Origin of the sequence: Sphingomonas immobilis, from assembly GCF_030580995.1 — a bacterium.
Lineage (GTDB): Bacteria > Pseudomonadota > Alphaproteobacteria > Sphingomonadales > Sphingomonadaceae > Sphingomonas > Sphingomonas immobilis.
Map to the genome: position 1 here is coordinate 243,984 of NZ_JAUQSZ010000002.1, position 20,630 is coordinate 264,613.

Annotated in this window: 21 protein-coding genes and 1 tRNA gene; 7 read left to right on the forward strand and 15 right to left on the reverse strand. The window is 68.7% G+C overall.

What is annotated here, in order from left to right; genetic code table 11:
- Positions 1-39 precede the first annotated feature (39 nt).
- Positions 40-1,248, reverse strand: a complete 1,209-nt coding sequence (rlmN, locus tag Q5H94_RS04250) for a dual-specificity RNA methyltransferase RlmN (protein WP_304560164.1) — start codon at positions 1,246-1,248, stop codon at positions 40-42.
- A 32-nt stretch (positions 1,249-1,280) separates the two neighbouring features.
- Positions 1,281-1,739, reverse strand: coding sequence for a hypothetical protein (locus tag Q5H94_RS04255; RefSeq protein WP_304560165.1), 459 nt, complete (start codon positions 1,737-1,739; stop codon positions 1,281-1,283).
- 361 nt (positions 1,740-2,100) lie between these two features.
- On the opposite strand from Q5H94_RS04255, the gene Q5H94_RS04260 reads away from it, so the two are divergent.
- Positions 2,101-2,784, forward strand: a complete 684-nt coding sequence (locus tag Q5H94_RS04260) for an outer membrane protein (protein ID WP_304559976.1) — start codon at positions 2,101-2,103, stop codon at positions 2,782-2,784.
- A gap of 154 nt (positions 2,785-2,938) precedes the next feature.
- Positions 2,939-4,051: a DNA polymerase III subunit beta gene (dnaN, locus tag Q5H94_RS04265; protein ID WP_304559977.1), complete on the forward strand. Its 1,113-nt coding sequence runs from the start codon at positions 2,939-2,941 to the stop codon at positions 4,049-4,051.
- Between the two features lie 220 nt (positions 4,052-4,271).
- Here the strand turns inward: dnaN and Q5H94_RS04270 are convergent, their stop codons facing one another.
- Positions 4,272-5,105, reverse strand: a complete 834-nt coding sequence (locus tag Q5H94_RS04270; RefSeq protein WP_304559978.1) for a hypothetical protein — start codon at positions 5,103-5,105, stop codon at positions 4,272-4,274.
- A gap of 10 nt (positions 5,106-5,115) precedes the next feature.
- A complete protein-coding gene (locus Q5H94_RS04275; RefSeq protein ID WP_304559979.1) occupies positions 5,116-5,682 on the reverse strand; it encodes a carboxymuconolactone decarboxylase family protein in 567 nt (188 codons plus the stop codon).
- A gap of 100 nt (positions 5,683-5,782) precedes the next feature.
- Between Q5H94_RS04275 and Q5H94_RS04280 the strand changes: the two genes are divergently transcribed.
- Together Q5H94_RS04280 and Q5H94_RS04285 are read left to right on the forward strand one after the other, a co-directional pair.
- Positions 5,783-6,940 carry a DNA replication/repair protein RecF gene (locus tag Q5H94_RS04280; RefSeq protein WP_304560166.1) on the forward strand — a complete coding sequence of 386 codons (1,158 nt, stop codon included), beginning with the start codon at positions 5,783-5,785 and terminating at the stop codon, positions 6,938-6,940.
- Between the two features lie 81 nt (positions 6,941-7,021).
- Positions 7,022-7,795: an OmpA family protein gene (locus Q5H94_RS04285; protein ID WP_304559980.1), complete on the forward strand. Its 774-nt coding sequence runs from the start codon at positions 7,022-7,024 to the stop codon at positions 7,793-7,795.
- 73 nt (positions 7,796-7,868) lie between these two features.
- Here Q5H94_RS04285 and ribA read toward each other — a convergent pair whose 3' ends face one another.
- From ribA to Q5H94_RS04305, 4 genes are all read right to left on the reverse strand, one after another.
- Positions 7,869-8,906, reverse strand: coding sequence for a GTP cyclohydrolase II (gene ribA, locus Q5H94_RS04290; protein ID WP_304560167.1), 1,038 nt, complete (start codon positions 8,904-8,906; stop codon positions 7,869-7,871).
- A 20-nt stretch (positions 8,907-8,926) separates the two neighbouring features.
- Positions 8,927-9,709: an exodeoxyribonuclease III gene (locus tag Q5H94_RS04295; protein WP_304559981.1), complete on the reverse strand. Its 783-nt coding sequence runs from the start codon at positions 9,707-9,709 to the stop codon at positions 8,927-8,929.
- Between the two features lie 365 nt (positions 9,710-10,074).
- Positions 10,075-10,689 (reverse strand): LolA family protein, encoded by a 615-nt coding sequence (locus tag Q5H94_RS04300; protein WP_304559982.1) that lies wholly within the window; start codon positions 10,687-10,689, stop codon positions 10,075-10,077.
- Between the two features lie 68 nt (positions 10,690-10,757).
- Entirely contained in the window at positions 10,758-13,082 is a 2,325-nt protein-coding gene (locus Q5H94_RS04305; protein WP_304559983.1) for a DNA translocase FtsK, read from the reverse strand.
- Positions 13,083-13,318: 236 nt separating this feature from the next.
- Here Q5H94_RS04305 and Q5H94_RS04310 point away from each other — a divergent pair, with 236 nt between their 5' ends.
- Positions 13,319-14,536 carry a UbiH/UbiF/VisC/COQ6 family ubiquinone biosynthesis hydroxylase gene (locus tag Q5H94_RS04310; protein WP_304559984.1) on the forward strand — a complete coding sequence of 406 codons (1,218 nt, stop codon included), beginning with the start codon at positions 13,319-13,321 and terminating at the stop codon, positions 14,534-14,536.
- Between the two features lie 153 nt (positions 14,537-14,689).
- Here Q5H94_RS04310 and Q5H94_RS04315 read toward each other — a convergent pair whose 3' ends face one another.
- The 4 genes from Q5H94_RS04315 to Q5H94_RS04330 form a co-directional block, all read right to left on the reverse strand.
- Positions 14,690-14,992, reverse strand: a complete 303-nt coding sequence (locus tag Q5H94_RS04315; protein ID WP_304559985.1) for a hypothetical protein — start codon at positions 14,990-14,992, stop codon at positions 14,690-14,692.
- Positions 14,989-15,138 carry a hypothetical protein gene (locus Q5H94_RS04320; protein WP_304559986.1) on the reverse strand — a complete coding sequence of 50 codons (150 nt, stop codon included), beginning with the start codon at positions 15,136-15,138 and terminating at the stop codon, positions 14,989-14,991. The genes Q5H94_RS04315 and Q5H94_RS04320 overlap by 4 nt, the downstream gene beginning before the upstream one ends.
- A 218-nt stretch (positions 15,139-15,356) precedes the next feature.
- Positions 15,357-15,998, reverse strand: coding sequence for an LON peptidase substrate-binding domain-containing protein (locus Q5H94_RS04325; RefSeq protein WP_304559987.1), 642 nt, complete (start codon positions 15,996-15,998; stop codon positions 15,357-15,359).
- A complete protein-coding gene (locus Q5H94_RS04330; protein WP_304560168.1) occupies positions 15,995-16,891 on the reverse strand; it encodes a tetratricopeptide repeat protein in 897 nt (298 codons plus the stop codon). The genes Q5H94_RS04325 and Q5H94_RS04330 overlap by 4 nt, the downstream gene beginning before the upstream one ends.
- A 178-nt stretch (positions 16,892-17,069) precedes the next feature.
- On the opposite strand from Q5H94_RS04330, the gene Q5H94_RS04335 reads away from it, so the two are divergent.
- Positions 17,070-17,144, forward strand: a tRNA-Gly gene (locus Q5H94_RS04335).
- Positions 17,145-17,293: 149 nt separating this feature from the next.
- Positions 17,294-18,091: a DUF72 domain-containing protein gene (locus tag Q5H94_RS04340; protein ID WP_304559988.1), complete on the forward strand. Its 798-nt coding sequence runs from the start codon at positions 17,294-17,296 to the stop codon at positions 18,089-18,091.
- On the opposite strand, the gene Q5H94_RS04345 is transcribed toward Q5H94_RS04340, so the two are convergent.
- Genes Q5H94_RS04345 through hemC form a run of 3 tightly spaced genes read right to left on the reverse strand, consistent with a single transcriptional unit; the run spans position 18,081 to position 20,614 of the window.
- A complete protein-coding gene (locus Q5H94_RS04345) occupies positions 18,081-19,013 on the reverse strand; it encodes an MICOS complex subunit MIC60 (RefSeq protein WP_304559989.1) in 933 nt (310 codons plus the stop codon). The genes Q5H94_RS04340 and Q5H94_RS04345 overlap by 11 nt on opposite strands.
- A 30-nt stretch (positions 19,014-19,043) precedes the next feature.
- The gene (locus tag Q5H94_RS04350) at positions 19,044-19,706 is read right to left on the reverse strand and encodes a uroporphyrinogen-III synthase (protein WP_304559990.1); all 663 of its coding nucleotides are present in this window, start codon (positions 19,704-19,706) and stop codon (positions 19,044-19,046) included.
- Positions 19,703-20,614, reverse strand: coding sequence for a hydroxymethylbilane synthase (gene hemC / locus Q5H94_RS04355; RefSeq protein ID WP_304559991.1), 912 nt, complete (start codon positions 20,612-20,614; stop codon positions 19,703-19,705). The genes Q5H94_RS04350 and hemC overlap by 4 nt, the downstream gene beginning before the upstream one ends.
- Positions 20,615-20,630 lie beyond the last annotated feature (16 nt).

Genomic DNA, 20,630 nt, shown 5'->3' on the forward strand with positions numbered 1-20,630 from the left:
GAAGTGGGCGAGCTGTTCAGGCTCGTCCCGCTCGATCCCTCAGCCTAGCGCCGCCAGTTTCTCCTCGGCCTGACGGTCGAGCTCCGCCCGCGACTTCTTCTCGCTCGCGGTCTTGAGCTGGCCGCAGGCGGCGTCGATGTCGCGCCCGCGCGGCGTGCGGACAGGCGCGGAGATGCCCGCCTCGAACACGATGTTCGAGAAGCTCCGCACGCGCTCTGGCGTGGAGGTGTCGTAAGGCGCGCCGGGCCAGGGATTGAAGGGGATCAGGTTCACCTTGGCGGGCAGCTTGTAGTGTTTGATGAGGCGGACGAGCTCGCGTGCGTCGGCGTCGCTGTCGTTCTTGTCCTTCAGCATCACATATTCGAAAGTGATGCGGCGCGCGTTGTTGGCCTGCGGGTAATCGGCGCAGGCCTGCAACAGTTCCTCGATGCCGTATTTGCGGTTGAGCGGCACGATCTCGTCGCGCACCTCCTTCGTCACCGCGTGCAGCGACACAGCGAGGTTGACGCCGATCTCCGCGCCGGCGCGCGCCATCATCGGCACGACGCCAGAGGTGGAGAGCGTGATGCGGCGCTTCGACAGCGCGAGGCCGTCGCCGTCCATCACGATCTTGAGCGCATCGCGCACCGCGTCGAAATTGTAGAGCGGCTCGCCCATGCCCATCATCACGATGTTGGTGAGCATGCGCCCCTCCGGCTGCGACGGCCATTCGCCGAGCGCGTCGCGCGCCAGCATCACCTGCCCGACGATCTCCGCCTCGGTGAGGTTGCGCACGAGGCGCATCGTGCCGGTGTGGCAGAAGCGGCAGTTGAGCGTGCAGCCGACCTGCGAGGAGACGCAGAGCGTGCCGCGGTCGGCATCGGGGATGAAGACCATCTCGTAATCCTGCGCGTCGGGCGTGCGCAGCAGCCATTTGCGCGTGCCGTCCGTCGAAACCTGCGCCTCGATCACTTCCGGCCGCGAGATGACGAAGCGATCGGCGAGCCAGGGCTGCATCGTCTTGGAGATGTCTGTCATCAGCGAGAAATCGGTGACGCCGCGATTGTAGATCCAGTGCCAGAGCTGTTTCGCGCGCAGCTTCGCCTGCTTGGGCTCGAGTTGCGCGGTCTCCAGCGCGAGGCGGAGATCGGGCTTGCCGAGGCCGAGCAGATCGATGCGGCCGTCGGGCCGGGCGACGAAAGCGCGCGGCACGGGCACGGGATCGATGTGCCCGGGGATGGGCATGGAGAGCGGCGCATCTGTCTGCATGCGGGCCATATAGCCGCTTTCGCGCAATTTTTCTACTGGCGCTTCACGCACCCAAGCGACGCTGCGTCGATCGCTGTGGCGGCACCGCGCAGCGCATACGTGTCGGCGAAGGGGCCGCCGGATTTCGCGACCGTCTCCACGCTCATGCTGCGGCCCGAGCGGATCGCCGCCACGACGGCGGCGTCGGTGCGGGCGTCGGGCGCCCAGGCGTCGGCGCGGCCGGCGACGAGTTCAAAGCGGCGCTCGCCGACCGACAATGTGACGTGCGCGCGCGGATCGCGTTCGCGGCTGAGGCGGATGTGGAGTTGGTTGCGCGCCAGCACGCCGCCCTTGCTCGCGGGCCAGGTCGCGATGCTGGCGAACGGCCGCCAGCGCGACGCGCCGCCGCTGCGCACCGGCTCGGCGATGGCGAAGCAGCGCGCCGGGGCGGTGTCGGTAAAAGCACCCCAGCTATCGAACACGCCCAGCGAATCGCGCGCGATCGCGGGCATGGCGAACAGCAGCGCGGCAACGGCACCCGCTTGCCTTGTCTTTTTCCAGACCGGCGCGTGCGCGTTTGTTGCGATCTTGAAACGGGTGGCCACGATATGGGCTCGATTGAGGCATGCGCCGAGCCGTTCGACACCGTTGGCGCCCGGCCCGTCCTGCGAAACGGGCCCATCGCGGCGACATTCGGGCAGCATCGCGGCGTTGGCGTCCATCGCCGGGGTTTCAACCCCCCGTGGCCCAGAAGCAACGGTTTTCCGCGTTTATCTGAGGTTCATGCAACCTCCGCCGCGTAAGGCCATTTGAGCATCCCCGCACCGCAGCATTTCCCTTCGCGGTGCGGGAAAATGCAATGGAGTTCGTACTATGCGTAAGTTTCTTCTCACCGCCGCCGTCGCCTCGATCGGTCTGGGCGCCGCCGTTCCCGCGCTCGCGCAGGACGGTCCGCCGCCCCCGCCGCGCGACGATCGCGGCGCCTTCGATGGCCCGCGCGCCGGCGTGATCCTCGGCTATGACAAGCTGCAGCCGGGCCGTGGTCCGAACTCCGACATCGGCAGCGATCGCAAGGCGGACGGCCTGCTCTATGGCGGCGACATCGGCTACGACAAGGATCTCGGCCGCGTCGTGATCGGTGCCGAAGCCGAACTGACCGGATCGACCGGCGACGTCAGCAACGCGCCGACCTCCGCGGGCGCGCTCGGCTATGGCCGCGTCAAGCAGGGCCGCGACATCTACGGCGGCGTGCGTGTCGGCTACAAGGTCGCGCCGGATACGCTCGTCTACGCCAAGGGCGGCTACACCAACGGCCGGCTCGATCTGACGGCGGACAACGGCACCGTGACCACGGCGGCGCACTATAATCTCGACGGCTACCGCGTCGGCGCGGGCGTGGAGGAAAAGATCGGCCGGACGACCTATGCCAAGATCGAATATCGCTATTCGAACTATGGCAGCGCGCGGCTGGAATATCCCAACGGCACCAACACCAACAACTTCGCGGTCGATACCGACCGGCACCAGATCGCTGTCGGCGTCGGCGTCCGGTTCTGATCCAATCGGGTGACCGACGGCCTGTTTCTCAGGCGTTAAAAGGGGGTCGGGGCGCTTGCCCCGGCCCCTTTTTCCGTTAAGGATCGGATACGGCGTATTGCCCTTCGGATGGGGCTCCGGCGGGATTGATTGGCCATAGGGCCGGGGGATTGTGATGAAGGCGACGATCGAACGCGCGACTCTGCTCAAGGGGCTCAGCCACGTGCAATCGGTGGTCGAGCGGCGCAACACCATCCCGATCCTGTCGAATGTGCTGATCGAGGCGACCGCCGACGGCGGGCTCAAGCTGATGGCGACCGACCTCGACCTGCAGATCAACGAGACGATCGCGGCCGCCGTCGACCAGCCGGGCGCGACCACCGTATCGGCGCACACGCTGTTCGATATCGCTCGGAAACTGCCCGAGGGATCGCAGGTGAGCCTCGCGGCGGCCGAGGGCAAGATGACGATCATGGCGGGCCGCGCCAAGTTCCAGCTCGGCACGCTGCCGCGCGACGATTTCCCGGTGATCGCCGAGGGCGAATTGCCCGTCAGCTTCGAGCTGCCGGCCGAGACGCTCAAGCAGATCATCGACAAGACGCGCTTCGCGATCTCGACCGAGGAGACGCGCTATTATCTCAACGGCATCTTCCTGCACGTCTCGGACGATCCGCAGCCGGTGCTGAAGGCGGCGGCGACCGACGGCCACCGCCTCGCCCGCGTGACGATGCCCCGCCCGGACGGCGCAGAGACGATGCCCGACGTGATCGTGCCGCGGAAGTGCATCGCCGAGTTGCGCAAGCTGCTCGACGAGATCGACGGTTCGGTCGGCGTGTCGCTGTCGCCGACCAAGATCCGCTTCGATCTCGGGCAGGCGCTGCTGACGTCGAAGCTGATCGACGGTACGTTCCCGGATTACAGCCGCGTGATCCCGACCGGCAACGACAAGATCCTCAAGATCGACCCGCGCAGCCTGGAGGAAGGCGTCGACCGCGTCTCGACCATCGCGACCGAGAAGACGCGCGCGGTGAAGATGGCGCTCGACCGCGACAAGGTGACGCTGTCGGTGACGAGCCCCGACAACGGCACCGCGGCGGAAGAAGTGCCGGGCGACTATGCCGCGACGAGTTTCGAGATCGGCTTCAACAGCCGCTATCTGCTCGACATCCTCGGGCAGCTCGACGGCGACACGATCGAGGTGCATCTGGCCGACGCCGCCGCACCGACGCTGATCCGCGAGAACGACAAGGCGCCTGCGTTGTATGTTCTCATGCCTATGCGTGTGTGAGCGGCGGCGACGGGATTAGCGCAGCTAATCTCTAGCTTCAGCCGCGAGCGGCCGGCGGCGCTACGGCGCCGACCGACGACGCGGCTTTGCCGCGGCGCTGGTTTCGGGGTAAATCGTGCGGCTAGCGTTTCGCTTCTAGGTTCTTTTGGCGCGCTCGCGGAGCCTTGGACGCCGGAACAAGTCCAGGGCGACGGGTTGGAGGGGCGTTGGCCCCCATACCTCACGGCCGCTCGTCCGGTTCCTTGTCCTTAGGCGCGCGGGTGAAATCGAAGTGGATGCGCACCCACGCGCCGATCTGCGCCTTGCCGTTCACGCGCGGTGGGCGGACTAGGAATTGCCACGCGGCCTGACGCAAGCCCCGAGCGAGGCCCGATCCCGGCGGTGATTCGCCGAGAGCACGGCAATTTTCGACGTGATAATCCTCAATCGTCTTGCAGGCGATGTCCGCCCAGGCTCCGGGCTCGGCGGGAGGCAGATAATGCGCGAGCTCGGCGTCGCGCGGTTCGCGATACCATTCGGCGTTGAACAGGCGCGCGCCGCCGGGGCCCGCGCCGGGGCCATAGGCCGCGCCGCCGCTGTTGCCGCCGGCGCTGTCGCCCGCACCCGAATCGCCGTGCATCTTGGAAATGTCGGCGGCGGCCATGTCGGCGCTGTTCATCTTCAAGAGCGCGGGCTGTTCGACCGGCGGGGGCGGCAGCGGCGGCGTGACCTGCGGCTTGGGGGTCGTCACCTTCGCCTGCGCGGGCGGCGGGGAATTGCGCTCGGGCGATTTCTGGCCCTTGGCGGCGGGCTTTTCGGGGCTCGGCATGTCGCTGACGGCGATCAAGCGGAAGTCCTTCTGTTTTTCGGGCGGCTTGTGCAGCGCGCGGTCGCCGAAGAACAGCAGCAGCAGGAAGATCGTGATCTCGATCGCCAGCGCCAATGCGACCGAGATCGCGCGGCGGCGCACCGCGGGGTCGCGGAATTCGTCTCTGAACCAGGCAAGCGATACCATGCGCGCGCGCCGTAGCGTGGCGTGGCGGTTGCGGGAAATGAAACCGCTTTCGTCGTTCATTCGCGTGCGCTCATTCTCTTTCCGGCACCGGCACGTTGAATCCGTTGAGCGTCGTCGAGACGAGGCAATAGAGCCCGACCAGATAGATCAGTTCGTTCGCGCCATGCTGCCCGAACGTGGCGACAGCGAGGCGGTAGCAAGGCTCGGGCAGCACGCCGCCGTTTACCAGCGCGAAGGCGACGTCATAGGCGACACTTTCCTGCGCGTTGAGATCGTTCGGCTTGATGTTGGCGCACAGCTCGGACAGGCGCGTTGCGCTCATCTTCTCGCGCTCGGCGACGGCGATGTGCGCGTAGATCTCGTATGCCGCATCGAAATGCGCGCCGGTGACGAGGATCGCGACCTGGCGCGCGTCGTCGGGCAAGGTCGCCTGTATCGACATCGCCTTGGTCAGCTCCCACACCGCTCCGCCCATCACCGGCTCGTGCAGCCACGGGTTCCACGGGCCGATCAGCGCGCCGTTTTCATCGACGGTCTTGAAGTCGTTGAAGTTGGAGGAGATGCCCTTCTTCATGTCCTCGTAAAGCGGCTGCTGCTCAGGGGTGAGGTCGGCGGGAGCGATCGGGGGCAGGCGCATCAGCGATTCTCCTGTGGGGGAAGCGCTTCTCTAGCGCCTTCGCGCGGCGGTCTCCCGTGAAACTGGCGTCATGATCGCGCCGACCCTAAGGCATACGGCGATGCTGTCGCGCCTCGTCCTCACCGATTTCCGCAATCATGCCGATCTGACGCTCGTGCCCGGCGCGGGCTTCGTCGTGCTGACGGGGGAGAACGGTGCGGGCAAGACCAACGTGCTGGAGGCGGTGTCGCTGCTCGCGCCTGGGCGGGGGCTGCGGCAGGCGACGCTGAGCGCGGTCGCGCGGCAGGGCGGGCCGGGCGGGTTCGGTGTGGCGGGGAGCTTGTCCCCCTCCCGCTTGCGGGAGGGGTTAGGGGAGGGCCCGCCAACAAGCGCTTTTCCAGACGGACAGCCCCTCCCCCAGCCCCTCCCGCAAGCGGGAGGGGAGATTTTGTTGGCCACCGGCACCGCGCCGTCCGCGCCCGAGCGGCGGATCGTGCGCATCCAGGGCGCGGCGGCGTCCGCGACCGCGCTGGCGGAATGGCTGACGGTGCTGTGGCTTACGCCGGCGATGGACCGGCTGTTCGTCGAGCCCGCATCGGAGCGGCGGCGCTTTCTCGACCGGCTGACGCTGGCGCTCAGCCCCGGCCACGCGGTTCATGCAAATCGCTACGAGGCGGCGATGCGTGCGCGCAACCGGCTGCTGGCGGAGGCGGCCGAGGGCGCGCGGATCGACGGCGAATGGCTCGGCGCGCTCGAGGCGCAGATGGCGGAGCACGGCGCGGCGATCGACGCGGCGCGACGCGAGACGGTCGCGGCGCTCGGCGCACGGCTGGCGGGGCAGGCGGAGGGGCCGTTCGCGCGCGCGGGTCTGGCGCTGGAGGGCTGGACCGGCGCGGGCGACACGCTCGCCGCCGATCTCGCGCAGGGGCGCAGGCGCGACATGGCGGCGGGGCGGACGCTGGCGGGACCGCACCGCACCGATCTCGCCGTCACGCATCTCGGGAAAGGGCAGGCGGCGGGGCTATGCTCGACGGGGGAGCAGAAGGCGCTGCTGCTCGGGATCGTCATCGCCCATGCAGGTCTTGTCGCCCAGCGGACCGGACGGCGGCCGGTCCTGCTGCTCGACGAGGTCGCCGCGCACCTCGATCCGCGCCGCCGCGCCGCGCTGTTCGCAGCCCTCGCCGATACCGGCCAGGTGTGGATGACCGGCACCGAGGATGCGCTGTTTGCGGAACTCTCCGGCACCGCCTCGCATTTCACGTTGCCCGTCCCGCGCTGAACCGCACCTGTCGATCGGGCTCACGGCGCGTTCAAGCGCGGGCTGCGACAGCGGTACCGGGCGGGCGACAGGAGACGAACGATGAAAACGATCAACCGGATGATGCTTGGGGCCGCGACCCTGACGATGCTGGCGGCGAGTGCCCCCGCGATGGCGCAACCGCGTGGCGAGCTTGGCCGCTGGGACTGGAGCGCGGGCGACCGGCCGTACCGCCTCGCCGGGCGCGGCGTGCCGATCCTCTACCCCGAATTGCGGACGACGATGCGCGGCCGCGCCTTCGTGATGCGCAATTTCGACTTCAACCATGACGGGCGGGTCGCGCCGCGCGAGGCGGCAGCCGCCAACCGCGCCTTCGCCGATGTGGCGGGCGACCGGCGTGATCGCTTCGACTGGGATCATCCGCAGGCCGTCATCGTCACGCCGGTCGCGGGTGGCGGCTTCTATCGCGGCGCGATGGCCGATTATCATTTCCGCCAGACGGCCGAGGGCGCGCGCATGACGTTGCAGGAGGACGTGCTGTTCCGCACCGACTCTGCCGAGTTGCGCCCCGGTGCGGTCGACAAGCTGCGCGCGCTGGCGGGCTATCTGAAGGATAATGAGGGCGTACGCGTCAGCATCGACGGCTATACCGACTCGCGCGGCACCGATGCGCACAACCAGACGCTGTCGGAACGGCGTGCGGAAAGCGTGCGCGACGCCTTCGACGATCTCGGCGTGACCGAGGCGCGCTTCCGCGTGCGCGGGCACGGCGAGAGCGATCCGGTCGCGAGCAACGCCACCGACGGCGGCATGCGCCAGAACCGGCGAGTCGAGGTGACGTTGTTGGGGCAACGCGCGGACAGTTTCGCGCGGTAACGTTATTAACATTCGTTCGCCCTGAGCGAAGTCGAAGGGCATGCGCTTCGACTTCGCTCAGCACGAACGGCGGTTAGAATTGGTGCCCGGTCCGGTCGCGCTTGGTGGCGAGATAGCGTTCGTTGTGCGGATTCGCGGGCAGGATGTGCGGCACGCGCTCGGCGACGGCGATGCCCGCCGCTTCGAGTGCCGTGACCTTGTTGGGATTGTTGGTGAGCAGCCGTACCGAGTGCTGGCCGAGCAGCGAAAGCATCCGCGCGGCCACCGCGAAATTGCGCGAATCAACCGCGAAGCCGAGCCGCGTGTTGGCGTCAACCGTGTCGAAACCCTGATCCTGCAGCGCGTAGGCGCGCAGCTTGTTGATCAGGCCGATACCGCGCCCTTCCTGCCGCAGGTAGAGCAGGATGCCCCAGCCGCTTGCCGAAATGGCCTGGATCGCGGCGTCGAGCTGCGGGCCGCAATCGCATTTCAGGCTGCCGAGCACGTCGCCGGTCAGGCATTCGCTGTGCAAGCGAACGAGCGGCGGATTGCCGTCGGGCTCGCCGATGAGCAGCGCGATATGCTCGCCGGGCATTTCGGGTGTGCGGAAGGCAACGATCTCGGCATTTTCCGCGCCCGAGACGGGGAGGTGCGCGCGCGTCGCGATGGCGAGGCGCGCGGCATCCTCATGGGCGGCGATATCGGCGGGGGTGATCGCCAGAGTTGCCGAGCCCTCGGGCAGCGCGAAGAAGGCGGGCAGCATCCCGGCGATCCGCGCCAGCCCGATCGCCGCCGCCGCCGCCTCCGCCGCATCGATGTGGACCGCGCGAAACGGGCCCTTCATCGGATCGCGCAGATCGAATTGCGGATCGGCGAGGGCGGTGGCGGTCGCGAAATCGAGCCACGGCGCGCGCTCGACCAGTACGGCCGCGTCGGGGGCGGCTGCCTCGATCTGGTTGGCGAGCTTCAACGTCGCGGCGCGGCCCGCGCTCAGCAGCAGCGGGGCCGTTGCATTTGGATCGAAGGCGGCAAGACGCGCCGGGTCCGCGGTTTCGACCGGCAGCAGCGCGAGTGTGCCGTCTGCGCCCGCGATCGCGATCGGCCAGCCGCGCCGCAGCGCGTCGATCGCCATCGCCGTCTTCGCGGCGTCGCTCACGCCTGAAACTCGGTCATGATCGGCACGTGATCGGACGGCTTGAGCCAGTTGCGGCAGCCTTCGAACACTGTGTGCGACGTCGCCTTCGCGGCGACGTTCGCGGTCGCCCACATATGATCGAGCCGCCGCCCGCGATCGTTGACGGTCCAGTCGGGCGAGCGATAGCTCCACCACGTGTGCAGCCGTGCGGGCGCGGGATGGAAATGCCGCCCGAGATCGACCCAGTCGTTCGATGCCTTCAGCGCATCGAGCGCGGCGACCTCGATCGGCGTGTGGCTGACCGTGCCGAGCAACTGCTTGTGGCCCCATACGTCCGACGGCAGCGGCGCGATGTTGAAATCGCCGACCAGCAGCGTGGGGACCGACAGCCCTTCCGACCACCGTGTCATCCGCTCCACGAAATCGAGCTTCTGGCCGAATTTCGGATTCACCTCGCGATCGGGCACGTCCCCGCCCGCCGGCACGTAGACATTCTCGATCCGCATGCCGTTTTCCAGACGCACGCCGACGTGCCGAGCCTCGCGATTCGCCTGCCAGTCTAAGCGGTCGTCCTCGACCAGCGGCACGCGGCTGATGATCGCGACGCCGTGGTGCATGCGCTGGCCGTGGAGGACGATGTGCTTGTAGCCGAGCGCTTTGAACGGCGCGGCCGGGAAGTCGCCGTCGATCACCTTGGTCTCCTGCAGGCACAGGATGTCGGGCGACACCTCGCGCAGGAAACGCTCGACGATCTCGATGCGGAAACGCACCGAATTGATGTTCCAGGACACGATCTTCACTCGGGGGGACCTAGTGCGGTGGAAGGCGTTCGACAAGCAACGCGACCCGGCAAAGCCGCGTCGTCGGACGGAGCTTGGCTCCGCCGGCCGGTTGAAGGCGAGTCTGTGGTGACACGCCGCATGCCGCCTTCAAACAGAAAGGCCCTTGCTCCGGGGGCATGGAGCAAGGGCCGACCTGGCGTTCGTCACGCAGGCGGGAAGCGGGGCCTCGAGCAACAGGGGGAAATCCCGAGGTGAACCCGCATCCGCAAGATCGTTTCTAACGGCACCAACCTGTCGCCACTATGAACGGAACCTGCAGCTTTCAGTCATGCAGGTGATGATTTCGTCATGTTGCCGGCGCCGCGCGCACGCGGAAAGGGGCGTCACTTGGGCGTCTTGGGGCGCGGATCGTTCCAGCGGAACATGTTTTCATCGACGGGCGCGTTGAAATGCTGGTTCGACAGGCGGATCGTCGTGCGGTTGTTCTGCGAGTCGAGCGCGACCCAGCCTTGCAGCATCAGCCCGGACGGTGCCGATGCGTTGCGCGCGAACACCAAGGTGATACGGCCGTATTCCGGGTGCTTCGGATCGTAGGCATCGACCGAGACGATTCCCGTATCGCCCGTCTCGATCACTTTCGCGACGCGCGAAATATCCTTCTTCGGGTCGAGCAGTACACCGAGCGGCGACGCGCCGATCGGCCAGCGCTGCACCTGCTTCACCGAATAATCGATGAATGTCAGCGCCTTGCCATCCCCAACGATCAGAACCGGATAGCCCTTCTGATACTGGAAGCGGATCTTGCCTGGCTTCTTGAGCGTCAGCGTGCCGGTGACGACCCTGCCGGCGCGGTCAGTCTGGCTGAAAGCGGCGGTCATGCTCTGCACGCCCGAGAGATGTGCCTGCACCGCGGCAAGATCGCCGGTCGGCGCGGCGGCGATGAGGGCGGGTGCCGCCAGAGAAACGAGCGCGGGCAGCGCCCAGGCCGGACGGATCATCGGAAAACTCCTGAAAACATCGGCCCGGTCTGGGCAAGACGGCTTGAACCCGTTCTGAACGCTCGCGGCTAGAGCGGGTTGCCGTCGCGGTCGCGCAGCACGTCGCGGCGGCCGACGTGATCGGGGCGGCTGACGATGCCGTCCTTCTCCATGCGCTCGATCAGGCGCGCGGCGGAGTTGTAGCCGATGCGGAGCTGGCGTTGCAGCCACGAGGTCGAGGCCTTCTGGCTTTCGCAGACAAGCTGGATCGCCGAGCGATATTGCTGGTCCTCGGCCGAATCCTCGCCCGATGGCGCACCGTCGAGGTCGAAGCTCTCCTCCGGCTCCTCGGTGACCGACTGGATGTAATCGGGCCGGCCCTGTGCGCGCCAGTGATCGGCGACGGCGCGGACCTCGTCGTCCGACACGAAGGGGCCGTGGACGCGGACGATGCCCTTGCCGCCGGGCATGTAGAGCATGTCGCCCTTGCCGAGCAGCTGCTCCGCGCCCTGCTCACCGAGGATCGTGCGCGAATCGATCTTCGAGGTGACATGGAAGGAGATGCGCGTCGGCAAGTTCGCCTTGATGACGCCTGTGATGACGTCGACCGAGGGGCGCTGCGTCGCCATGATGAGGTGGATGCCGGCGGCGCGCGCCTTCTGCGCGAGCCGCTGGATGAGGAATTCGACTTCCTTGCCCGCCGTCATCATCAGATCGGCGAGCTCGTCGACGATCACCACCACCTGCGGCAGGATCTGATAGTCGAGCGTCTCCTCCTCGTAGATCGGCTGGCCGGTGTCGGCATCGTAGCCGGTCTGGACACGCCGCCCGAGCGGCTGGCCCTTGGCCTTGGCGGCGCGGACCTTGTCGTTGAAGCCCGCGAGGCTGCGCACGCCGACCGACGACATCTGGCGGTAGCGATCCTCCATCTGCTCGACCGCCCATTTCAGCGCGCGCACCGCCTTGGCGGGATCGGTGACGACAGGAGAGAGCAGGTGCGGGATGTCGTCGTACATGCTCAGTTCGAGCATCTTCGGGTCGATCATGATCATTCGGCACTGATCGGGGCGTAGCCGGTAGAGCAGCGACAGGATCATGCAGTTGAGGCCGACCGACTTGCCCGATCCGGTCGTGCCGGCGACGAGCAGATGCGGCATGGGTGCCAGATCGGCGATGACGGGATCGCCGGCGATGTTCTTGCCGAGCACCAGCGGCAGCGTGCCGGGCTCGTCGCCGATCGCGCCGACGAGTTCGCGCAGGCCCACCATCTCGCGCTTGGCGTTGGGCAGCTCGATGCCGATCACGGTGCGGCCCGGGATGGTCGCGACGCGCGCCGACACGGCGGACATATTGCGCGCGATATCGTCGGCAAGCTGGATGACGCGGCTCGCCTTGATGCCGCTGTCGGGCTCGAGTTCGTACATTGTCACCACCGGGCCGGGGCGGACCTGGACGATGCGGCCGCGCACGTGGAAATCGTCGAGCACCGATTCGAGCAGGCGCGCATTGCGATCGAGCGCGGCCTTGTCGATCGGCCCGCCCAGCGACGGCGGCGCAGGCTTGAGGAGGTCGATCGGCGGCAGTTGCGAATTGTCGCCGAGATCGAACGAGGTCTGCTTCGCCTTGGGTTTCGCGGGGCTCGGTTGCGAGATGGTGCGCTCGGAGATGACCGGGCCGGGGCGTTCGTCGGGCATGGCGACGGCACGCGGGCGGCTGGGGCCGCGCTGCTGCTCGACAGTAGGCTCCTCGTGCTCGGTGCTGCCGCGCATATCGACAAGCAGCGGCTGGCGGGGGACGCGCAGATCGGGGAGCAGCTTTACGCGCTCGCTCATCGTAGCACCGTCGAGGCCGACGACGAAGCTCGACGCCCAGCAGGCGAGACCGGCGATGCCGGCGAGCAGGCCAATGACGCGTGCGATCCACAGCATCACCGATTCGCTGCCGACGAAGCTCAGCGCCCAGCGTACGAGGTCGGCGATGGTAAGGCCGAACAGTCCGCCCCAACCCGCCGGCAGCCACAGCACTGCGGTGCTGGAGATCAGCGCGAGCGTCGTGCCCATCAGGACGGTGCCCGTGACGCTCAGCAGCAGCATCAACCGCCAGCGGCCGACGGGCACGTCGCGCCAAAGACGCAGCGCGATCAGCAGGCCGACCGGAATCAGCAGCACGACGATCGGGCCGAACAGGAACAGCGCGAGGTCGCTCGTCCAGGCGCCGACGGGGCCGAGCCAGTTGCGCGCGGGGCCTGCCGAAGCTGTGTTGAACGAGGGATCGCCCGAATGATAGCTCGCCAGCGCGACGACGAACACGATCAGGAACAGCACGATCGCCATCGCGCCGATGACGCGCGTGCTGCGCGCGGCACCCGCCTTCACCGTTTCACGCCAGAGCGGCGGCTGCGCCCGCGTCGCCATCCCCACAAGTTCCCCGAATGTCCGCTATCTGTTTCGATAATCGCGGTTGCGGACTCTGGCGTCAAGGCGGGTGGTTTACGGAGGCGCAAAGCCCCTCCCCTTCAGGGGAGGGGTTGGGGTGGGGCCGTGCCGCGAGCGAGCTCTCTGCGAGGCTTCCCCCACCCCCTACCCCTCCCCTGAAGGGGAGGGGCTAAGCGTGCATTGGCACGTAGGCGCGGGCGCGCTAGACCCGCCCGATGGAAAAAGCGGACGTCATCATTCTCGGCGGCGGGCTCGTCGGCAGCGCGCTTGCGGTGGCGCTCTCCGCGCATGGGCTCGGCGCGATCGTCATCGACATTGCCGACCCGGAGGTGATCCTGGCGGCGGGCTTCGACGGCCGCGCCTCGGCGATCGCGAGCGCACCGTACCGGATGCTCGGCGCGATCGGCGTGCTGGAGCGGCTGGCGGGCGCGGGCTGCCCGATCGAGGGGATTCGCGTGAGCGACGGGCTGGAGCCCGGCAAGCTCGACTTCACGCCGGACGAGGGCGAGGGCGCGCTCGGCACGATGTTCGAGAACCGGCTGCTGCGGCGTGCCTTGTTCGAGGCGGCGAGCCATGCCGAGGGCGTCGCGGTGCGGATGAAGACGCGCGCCGTGGACGTGGTGCGCGGCGATCACGGCGTGACCGTCACGCTCGATTCGGGCGATGTCATCACCGCGCCGCTGCTGGTCGCCGCCGAGGGCCGCAATTCGCCGACGCGCGAGGCGGCGGGGCTGAAGGTGGCGCGCTGGACCTACGACCATGCCGCGATCGTGACCTCGCTGCATCACGAACATTCCCACGAGAATATCGCCTTCGAGATCTTCTACCCGCAGGGGCCGTTCGCGATCCTGCCCTTGAACGACGACGCGGAGGGGCATCGTTCGGCGATCGTCTGGTCGGTGAAGCGGCACGAATCGCCGGGCTATATGAAGCTGTCGGAGCGCGGCTTCCTCGCCGAATGCGAGAAGAAGATGGGCGGCTTCCTGGGCAAGCTCGGGCCGCTCGGCGGGCGGTGGAGCCATCCGCTCGGCTTCCATCATGCCGCGACGATCACGTCGAACCGCCTCGCGCTGGTGGGGGACGCGGCGCACGGCATCCACCCGATCGCGGGGCAGGGCGTCAACGTGGGGTTCCGCGACGTGGCGACTTTGGTCGAGGTGCTGGTCGAGGGCAAGCGCACCGGGCTCGACCTCGGCGACCCGGCGCTGCTGGCGCGCTACGACCGCTGGCGGAGCCTCGACACGTTCATGGTCGCGGCGGCGACCGACGGACTGACGCGGCTGTTCGGCGTGCCCGGCAGGACGGCGAACGCGGTGCGGCGCTTCGGGCTGTCGGCGGTGGACCGGGTGCCGGCGCTCAAGAACCGCTTCATGGCCGAGGCGCGCGGCGAGAGCGGCGACGTGCCGAAGCTGCTGCAGGGGCTGACGGTGTGACGCTGGCGCGTGAAAGTGATAGCTCGCTTGACAGATTGACACCTGAATCGAAAATGTAAGGCGCGATCGTTTCCGATTTTGCACTGATCCCGTGACCGACGATGCGAAAGAGCGGTGGCAAAAATAGCGTAGTCACGCGGTGTAGGACAGCGGCTAGAGGCTCGCCATCGCCACGACGAGCCACAAAAACGCCGCCGCGGGGATCAGCAAGGCCGCGAGGATGCGGAAGCGCGTGAAGCGGATCGCTGCGGCGACCGCGAAGCCGCTGCCCACGAACAGCGCGGCCGGCAGCGCCCAGGTCGCATAGAAGGCGCGCCACAGCTCGGGCTTGAGCTCCGATCCCGGCGCGTCGAACATCATCACGCTCATCGCCGCGAGGAACAGCGCGAGCAGCATCGCCACCAGCTCGGCGACCGCGAGCAGGATCGCGACGATGCGCCTGGCGGCGGGGGTCATGTGGGCCCCGACAAGACTTCGCCGCACGCGAGATCGAACAGGAACGCGCCGTTGGGGCGCAGGACATTGGGAGCGTATTCGCGCCACCACGCCGCCGCCGCGCGGTTGCTCTGTTCAAGAATATCGACGGCGACCGCCGCGCGCACGCGGTACCCCTGCCTTCGCACGATTCGCCCAAGCAAGGTGCCGCGTATGAACCCGATCAACGACGTTACCGGATGGAGGACGCCGGTCGACAAAGCTGTAACTGGACGATCGTTGATCAGCGGCAGTTCGACGCCGATCCAAGCGTCCCGTATCCATTCAGGCGCCTCGCCGAGTGGTCGCGACGTTATGCGCAGCGTAGCACTCGCCGACTCACCCCTCACTGCAAAGTCACCGAATCCTCGCCGTCGTGGCGGCCGAAGAATTGCATGAGCTGGACGATCAGCTCCGCCCGGTCCTCGATGCCGTCCGCCTCGAGCAGTGCCTGTTTGGCGGCCACGTCGAACGGCGCGATCTGGGCGATGCCGTTGACGAGCGCCTCGTCGTCGAGCCGTGTCACCTGATCCCAGTCGACCGCATAGCCCTGCGCATCGGCGAAGGCGCGCGATTCGCTTTCCAGCAGCGAGCGGCGCGAGAGCGACAGCGTTTCGGGCTCGGCATTGACCGGCAGCAGCTCGGCCTCGACCTGGCGGAAGGCGGTCGTCACGTCGAGCTCGCGGACGATGCGGAACAGCGAGAGGCCTTCGAGGACGAGGTTGTAGCGGCCGTCCTCGCTCGCTTCGAACTCGCCGATCTTGCCGACGCAGCCGATTTCGAACAGCGGCGGCGTGTCGCGGCGGCCGACCTTGTTCGCGCGCGGCTGGATCATGCCAATGCGACGGTCGCGCGCCATCGCGTCGGAAACCATCGCGCGGTAGCGCGGCTCGAAGATGTGCAGCGGCAGGTGCATGCGCGGGAACAGCAGCGCCCCCGGCAGCGGGAAGATCGACAGCCGGGTGGTGGTTGCCGCGGCTTCGCTCATCCGAACAGGATCGCCGACAATTTGCGGCGCTGCGCCGACACCCAGGGGTCTTCGAGCCCGACCACGTCGAACAGCTTGAGCAGCTGCGTGCGTGCCGCGCTGTCGTTCCAGGCGCGATCGTCGGCGATCATCGCGAGCAGCGTGTCGGCGGCGGCGTCGCGGTCGCCCGCCGCCATCTGGCCGCCGGCGAGTTCGAAGCGCTTGTCCATGTTCTCGGGATCGGCGGCGGCCTCGGCGGCGAGCGCGGAGAGATCGTCGACCGGCTTGGCGCTTTCGGCGAGCGCGAGCGCCGAGCGGGCGCGCTCGATCTCGGGCGCCTTGGCGGCCTCTTCTGGCACGGCCTCGAGATGCGCACGCGCCTCGTCGATCATGCCCGCCGCCACCAGCGCGCGGACATAGCCGGCGTGGACGGCGGGATTGTCGGGCGCCATCTCGGCGATCTGCGCATAGATGTTGGCGGCGCGCGCGCCGTCGCCCTCGGCCAGCACCTGCTCCGCCATCGCGATCAGCGGCTCGATCTCGGCTTCGGCCTGCGCGGCTTCGCTCTCGATCGGCAATTGCTTCAGGATCTGGTCGAGCGTCGCGCGCATCTGCGACTCGGTGCGCGCCTGCGTCAGGTCGGCGACGAGCTGGCCCTGGAACATCGCGTAGATCGTCGGGATCGACTTGATCTGGAATTGCGCGGCGATGAACTGGTTCTTGTCGGTATCGACCTTCGCCAGCACGACGCCCTTGTCGGCATAGGCCGCGGCGATCTTGTCGAGCATCGGCGCGATCGCCTTGCACGGCCCGCACCATTCCGCCCAGAAATCGATGATGACGAGCTTCGTCATCGACGGTTCGACGACGTCCTTGCGGAAAGCCTCGACGGCCTCGCGTTCGGCGGCGCTCATGCCCAGGGTTGCCAAGTGATGCTCCAGTGTTTCGGTCGTTGGCGCCTTATGTGGGCGCTCGGGCCCTCAAGCCAAGGCTTTTCGATGGTTGCGCAAATGGGGGTTGCCAGCCCGCGGGGCTGGCGCTATCAGCCGCCCTCCTTACCCGCCCCCCTCACCGGGAGCGCGTGGCGCCAGAGCGGGCGTAGCTCAGGGGTAGAGCACAACCTTGCCAAGGTTGGGGTCGAGGGTTCGAATCCCTTCGCCCGCTCCAGCGGTCGCAGCGATTTGGCTGCGCCAAATCGTGACCAGCGACCGCTCGGCCGGCCTCGCACAAGCGAGCACCGACGGCGAAGAGCATCGTCTGCCTCTCTCCGCAAGAACCGGGATGAGCCGCGGGCCGTCCCGCGCTATCACCGGCGCATGAACAAGGCAGCGATTCGCGTCGGCATCGGCGGTTGGACCTACGAACCCTGGCGCGGGACGTTCTTTCCCGAGAAGCTCGCGCAGAAGAGGGAGCTCGAATATGCGGCGTCGCAGCTGACCGCGATCGAGGTCAACGGCACCTACTACAGCAGCCAGAAGCCTGCGACCTTCGCAGGCTGGGCAAAGGCGGTGCCCGACGGTTTCGTCTTCACGCTGAAGGCCTCGCGCTTCTGCACCAACCGCAAGGTGCTGGCGGAGGCCGGCGAATCGGTGGCGAAGTTCGTGGGGCAGGGGATCGTCGAGCTCGGCGACCGGCTCGGGCCGATCCTGTGGCAGTTCATGGCGACCAAGAAATTCGACGCGGAGGATTTCCGCGCGTTCCTCGCGCTGCTGCCGGACCGTCACGAGGGCGTGACGCTGCGCCATGCGGTGCAGGTGCGGCACGAGAGCTTCGCCTGCCCGGAGTTCGTCGCGATGATGCGGGAGCGCGGGGCGGCGATCGTCTACGCCCATTCGCCCGAATATCCGGCGATCGCCGACGTGAGCGGCGATTTCGTCTATGCGCGGCTGGAGAGCGGAGTCGACGAGGAACCGACCGGTTATAGCGAGCGGGCGCTCGACGAGTGGGCGGATGCGGCGCGCATCTGGTCGGCGGGGGGCCGGCCGGAGGGGCTGCCCTATGCCGCCGATCCCGCGCCCAAGACGCCGCGCGAGACCTTCGTGTTCTTCATCCACGGCGGCAAGGTGCGCGCGCCGCACGCGGCGATGGCGCTGATCGAGCGGCTCAAGGCCTAGGCGTCGGGCTCGGCGCCGGTGCGGGGGGCGGCGCGGGCGTGGCGACCGATCCGGCGGCCTGGCCGAGCAGCGCCGCGGTCTCGATGATGTCGAGCGCGCGGCGCGTCTCGATGTAGCGCTTGGCGGCGTCGGTCCAGCGCGTCGCACCGGCGGCGCCGGGCAGGTGCGCGACCTCGGCAAGCGCCGCCTCGACCTGCCCGATCTCGAGCAGCCGCCGCGCCCGCGCCAGCCGCTCGCCCGGCAGCGGGGAAGGCGCATCGGCATTGTGGAGGACGACGAGGCTGGAAAGCTCGCGTTGCAGGCTGGTGAAGAAGCCGCCCGACAGGCCGCCGGTGACGAGGCTGGGCGCGACCGCCTCCAGCCCGCCGCGCAGATCCTCCAGCGTGACCGGCTGGCGCGCGGCCTGCACGATCGTCGCGACCGCCTGACCCTGCGCACCGCCGAAGCGGTCGCGCAGCCGGCCCTCGATGAAGCCGAGCGACGTGCCGCGATCGAGCGCGCGGCGCGCGGCGAAGGCGATCAGCATCCCTTCCGCGCGGGTGGCGTTGCCGGCGGCGGCCTGCGCATCGGCGCTGACGCCTGCCGTCCGCCCCTCGAGCGCGTTGAGCTGTGCGGCGAGCGCGGTCTCGCGGTTCGACAGCGCGTCGAGATCGATGGTCGCGCTTTGCGAGGTGCCCTTCGACGGCACGATCACGACCGGCGCCTGCGGGCCCGATGCGCCCGGTGTGACCGGCAGCGTCAGCGTGGCGACCTTGGGCGCGGGGGCGAGATCGAAATGGCGAATCGCGAAATATGCGGCGGCGGCACCGATCAGGATGAGGACCAGCGCGAGAACCGCGAAGATCGGCCAGCGCGGTTTGCGGCGCGCCGCCACCTCGATCGGCACCCCGGTCGACAATTCTATCGGCGGGTCTTGATCCATGTCACCTTATCCGCGCGGGGAGGCGGGTGGTCAACGGCCAAGCGCGCGGACGGCGTCTAACAGCGCGGCGTCGGTGGGCGCGGCGGCGGTGGCGACGGTGGACCAGCCGCTGCCGGCGGCTTGCGCGATGGCGGGGCTGAAGGCGGCGACGGTGATGCCCGCGCGGGGAATCGCGGCGGCGTCGAGCAGGGCAGCGAGCGTGCGCGCGGCGCGGGCGGAGTGCAGCAGGGCGGTGGTGCCGGTGAGCAGGGCGAGCCGTTCGGGCGGCACCGCGAGAGGTTCGCTGGCGTAGACGGTCTCGGTGCGGGTCACGCCGGGCGGGGCCGGGGTGCGGTCCTCTCCGGCGAGGTGGAGGACGCGGGAGAAGCCGTGCGCGATCAGCAGCGCGGAGAGGGCGGCGGCGTCGCTGTCGCCGGTCGCGACGACGGTGAGACCGGCGGCACGCGCGGCGGCGGCGGTCGAGTCGCCGACCGTCACGACCGGCAGCGCCGCCAGCGCGCCGAGCGGCCCGGCGCTGCGCACGGCGTTGGCGCTGGTGAGGAGGAGGGCGTCGTGACCGGCGGGATCGGGATGCGTCCAGGCGCGCGCGGCAATTTCGAACAGCGGCAGGCGGAGCGTCTCGAAACCCGCGGCGGCGGCCCGCGCGCGGGTGGCCGCGTTGCCGGGTTCGGGACGGAGGATGGCGAGCTTCACCCCGCGAACAGCCGCCGCACGGCGTCCGGCGCGCGGGCGAGCAGGTCCGTCGCGAGCGTTTCTGCAAGATCTTCGCCGCGCGTGCCCTCGATCCGGCCGGTGACGTGCTCCGCGCCGTCCTCGGACAGCAGTTCCGCCGCGAGCGTCATCCGCCCGCCCGCCAGCGTTGCCAGCGCCGCGACCGGCGAGTGGCAATCGGCGACCAGCCGCGCGAGCAGCGCGCGTTCGGTCAGGACGCAGGCGTGCGTGTCGGCATGGTCGATCGCCGCGACCAGCGCGGCGGCGGGCGACCCCGTCAGCGTCTCGATCCCGACCGCGCCCTGCGCCGGGGCGGGGAGCATCGTCTCGGGCGCGATCGCGACGCCGGTGTCGCCGCGCCCGAGCCGGTCGAGCCCCGCCGCCGCCAGCAAGGTCGCATCGACCTCGCCCGCCGCCAGCTTGGCGAGGCGCGTGTCGACATTGCCACGGAACACCACCGTCGCGATATCGGGGCGCAGGCGCTTCAATTGCGCGGCGCGGCGCGGGCTGCTCGTGCCGACGACCGCGCCCTTGCGCAGAGCGGCGATGCTTTCCGCGCCGATCAGCCGGTCGCGCACGTCGGCGCGCGGCAGCATCGCCGCGATGGCGATCTCGGCCGGGCGGATCGTCTCGACGTCCTTCATCGAATGGACCGCGCAGTCGATCGCGCCATCGAGTAGAGCGCGGTCGAGTTCCTTGGTCCACAAAGCCTTGCCGCCGATCTCGGCGAGCGCGCGGTCCTGCACGCGGTCGCCGGTGGTGCGGATGACAGTGATCTCAACCGCATCCTCGCGCCAGCCGTGCGCGGCGCACAAAGCGGCGCGCACCATCGCGGCCTGGGTGAGGGCGAGCGGCGAACCGCGCGTGCCGAGGCGGAAGGTCGAGGTCATCGCTCCTCCTAAAGAA

Bases quoted from the DNA above. Each gene is read 5' to 3' on its own strand.
- Q5H94_RS04325 (WP_304559987.1), bottom strand. From the start codon at position 15,998: ATGAGCGAAGCCGCGGCAACCACCACCCGGCTGTCGATCTTCCCGCTG.
- Q5H94_RS04270 (WP_304559978.1), bottom strand. From the start codon at position 5,105: ATGAACGACGAAAGCGGTTTCATTTCCCGCAACCGCCACGCCACGCTA.
- Q5H94_RS04255 (WP_304560165.1), bottom strand. From the start codon at position 1,739: ATGCCCGCGATCGCGCGCGATTCGCTGGGCGTGTTCGATAGCTGGGGT.
- ribA (WP_304560167.1), bottom strand. From the start codon at position 8,906: ATGGCGATCGACGCGCTGCGGCGCGGCTGGCCGATCGCGATCGCGGGC.
- Q5H94_RS04285 (WP_304559980.1), top strand. From the start codon at position 7,022: ATGAAAACGATCAACCGGATGATGCTTGGGGCCGCGACCCTGACGATG.
- Q5H94_RS04300 (WP_304559982.1), bottom strand. From the start codon at position 10,689: ATGATCCGTCCGGCCTGGGCGCTGCCCGCGCTCGTTTCTCTGGCGGCA.
- Q5H94_RS04330 (WP_304560168.1), bottom strand. From the start codon at position 16,891: ATGAGCGCCGCCGAACGCGAGGCCGTCGAGGCTTTCCGCAAGGACGTC.
- Q5H94_RS04305 (WP_304559983.1), bottom strand. From the start codon at position 13,082: ATGGCGACGCGGGCGCAGCCGCCGCTCTGGCGTGAAACGGTGAAGGCG.
- dnaN (WP_304559977.1), top strand. From the start codon at position 2,939: ATGAAGGCGACGATCGAACGCGCGACTCTGCTCAAGGGGCTCAGCCAC.
- Q5H94_RS04345 (WP_304559989.1), bottom strand. From the start codon at position 19,013: ATGGATCAAGACCCGCCGATAGAATTGTCGACCGGGGTGCCGATCGAG.
- rlmN (WP_304560164.1), bottom strand. From the start codon at position 1,248: ATGCAGACAGATGCGCCGCTCTCCATGCCCATCCCCGGGCACATCGAT.
- Q5H94_RS04340 (WP_304559988.1), top strand. From the start codon at position 17,294: ATGAACAAGGCAGCGATTCGCGTCGGCATCGGCGGTTGGACCTACGAA.
- hemC (WP_304559991.1), bottom strand. From the start codon at position 20,614: ATGACCTCGACCTTCCGCCTCGGCACGCGCGGTTCGCCGCTCGCCCTC.
- Q5H94_RS04280 (WP_304560166.1), top strand. From the start codon at position 5,783: ATGCTGTCGCGCCTCGTCCTCACCGATTTCCGCAATCATGCCGATCTG.
- Q5H94_RS04275 (WP_304559979.1), bottom strand. From the start codon at position 5,682: ATGCGCCTGCCCCCGATCGCTCCCGCCGACCTCACCCCTGAGCAGCAG.
- Q5H94_RS04315 (WP_304559985.1), bottom strand. From the start codon at position 14,992: ATGACCCCCGCCGCCAGGCGCATCGTCGCGATCCTGCTCGCGGTCGCC.
- Q5H94_RS04260 (WP_304559976.1), top strand. From the start codon at position 2,101: ATGCGTAAGTTTCTTCTCACCGCCGCCGTCGCCTCGATCGGTCTGGGC.
- Q5H94_RS04310 (WP_304559984.1), top strand. From the start codon at position 13,319: ATGGAAAAAGCGGACGTCATCATTCTCGGCGGCGGGCTCGTCGGCAGC.